This is a genomic window from Geminocystis sp. CENA526 (assembly GCF_050753365.1).
In the GTDB taxonomy this organism is placed as follows: Bacteria; Cyanobacteriota; Cyanobacteriia; order Cyanobacteriales; family Cyanobacteriaceae; genus Geminocystis.
Genome location: NZ_JBLZFY010000260.1, coordinates 1 through 1,564, shown reverse-complemented (window position 1 = coordinate 1,564; position 1,564 = coordinate 1). Strand labels below are relative to the sequence as shown.

Below are 1,564 nucleotides of genomic sequence, written 5' to 3'. Positions count from 1 at the left end.
GTCCAAATGTTTTACTCTGGCGGTTTCAATTTTCTCTTTTATTTGTCCCACCAATGGCACTGCTAAGTGTGCCATCGATTCGTTGATGTTAGCAAGAGTTTTTTCACTCATCGAACAGTCAAACAAATCTGATAACAACTGACTCAATCGTTGTTCGGGAATAAAATGTTGATTGGATAAATAGGAAGCTATGGCTCTGATTCTCATGCCATATTGTTGTGGTGCATTTACTCCCTTGGGAAAAGTTCCTTGTATTTTCTCTCCACATTCCCCACATCTAAAAACTTCTACTTGATGTTCGGTGACTTCTATTTTCGGTGGTGGAATATCAAATACTTGTCGAGCAATGGTTGAAACTTTGAGTGCCGAGGATGTGGAACAACCACAGTTATCACAACAAGAGGGAGTTGGATGTTTAATCACATGTTCTGGTTTTGATACCCACTCCAAAGTTTTACCCTGATGCCCAACCTGTCCACCATTTGGTTTATCACTTTTACCTCTGAGACTTGTGGTTCGAGGTGGTTTCTTTAATCCATCTGTGGATGGCGGTTTAGAACTATTTTTGCTATTCTTACCCAAACTTTTTTCTAATTCAGCGATACGTTCCTTCAACGCCTGATTCTCCTCACGCAGCCGTTGATTTTCTTTTTGTAAGCTAATAACTTCAAGTATTTGGGTTTCGACTTTCATAGGAATTATTCTATCATTATGATCTTCTTTTTGGATAGATCAATTTACTTAACGTAGGTAGTTACAGATTATCTTAAAACAAAAAAGTGTGATCTATTTTTACTAAGGCGATCGCATTTTGGAAAAAAAGGAGAAGAATTCGATCGATTTGAGGGATTGGTTTGTGCCTCGCAATGACAGGATAGGGGAGGTTCGATCAACTTAAGTCTTAGAAAACTTTGCTGAAAACATAGACAAATTTGACTATATTTTTTTGGAACTATAATTTCTTTGTTTCTACATTATATCAAGTCCGAATCTGTTAAATTTGCTTGTTTCATCACGGTTTTTAATAACCCAATTTTTAAATCTTCATTACCGTGAATGGGAATAGAAATACTTTGATTATCTTTTTGAAAGCGATAATGGCTACCTTTTACTCTAACTAATCGCCATCCTTTTTTCTCTAATATTTTGGCTAATTTTTTGCCTGATATTGCTTTCATACTGTTAACTCAATCACCTTATCTGAAGGGCTAAGATTTTCTGGTTCATCTTCTGCATATAAACCAATGACTTCTTTCAGGTTTTCCAAAACTTCCTCTATAGTTTCACCTTGTGTATAACATCCCTGAAAAATTGGAACTTCAGCCCAATATCCACCTTCTTGTGCTTCATGAATTATAGCTTTTATTTTCATATTAATTTAATCATTTAATTTATTGTTTTCTAAAAACTTGAGTTTATTATAATAAACATTAAACTTTTTGATCCGCTCGAACCTCTGTTCGAGATAAGATTTAGACTAAATCGCTCGAATCATTAGAAGATTTGATTAAAAATTATCATAAATTGATTTTTGATAGCTATTTACTAAATTTAATGAAGATTT

3 protein-coding genes are annotated in these 1,564 nt (G+C 34.3%); all 3 read right to left on the bottom strand.

Going from position 1 to position 1,564, the window contains the following annotated elements; translation table 11 throughout:
* Positions 1 to 693 (bottom strand): DUF6444 domain-containing protein (locus ACN4EE_RS23235; RefSeq protein WP_431708881.1); only part of this gene is annotated, 693 nt, incomplete at its 3' end.
* A 281-nt stretch (positions 694 to 974) separates the two neighbouring features.
* Entirely contained in the window at positions 975 to 1,178 is a 204-nt protein-coding gene (locus ACN4EE_RS23230) for a type II toxin-antitoxin system HicA family toxin (RefSeq protein ID WP_431708880.1), read from the bottom strand.
* Positions 1,175 to 1,372, bottom strand: a complete 198-nt coding sequence (locus tag ACN4EE_RS23225) for a type II toxin-antitoxin system HicB family antitoxin (RefSeq protein WP_431708879.1) — start codon at positions 1,370 to 1,372, stop codon at positions 1,175 to 1,177. The genes ACN4EE_RS23230 and ACN4EE_RS23225 overlap by 4 nt, the downstream gene beginning before the upstream one ends.
* Positions 1,373 to 1,564 lie beyond the last annotated feature (192 nt).

Coding starts and splice junctions, on each gene's coding strand:
- ACN4EE_RS23230 (WP_431708880.1), bottom strand. CDS start 1,178: ATGAAAGCAATATCAGGCAAAAAATTAGCCAAAATATTAGAGAAAAAA.
- ACN4EE_RS23225 (WP_431708879.1), bottom strand. CDS start 1,372: ATGAAAATAAAAGCTATAATTCATGAAGCACAAGAAGGTGGATATTGG.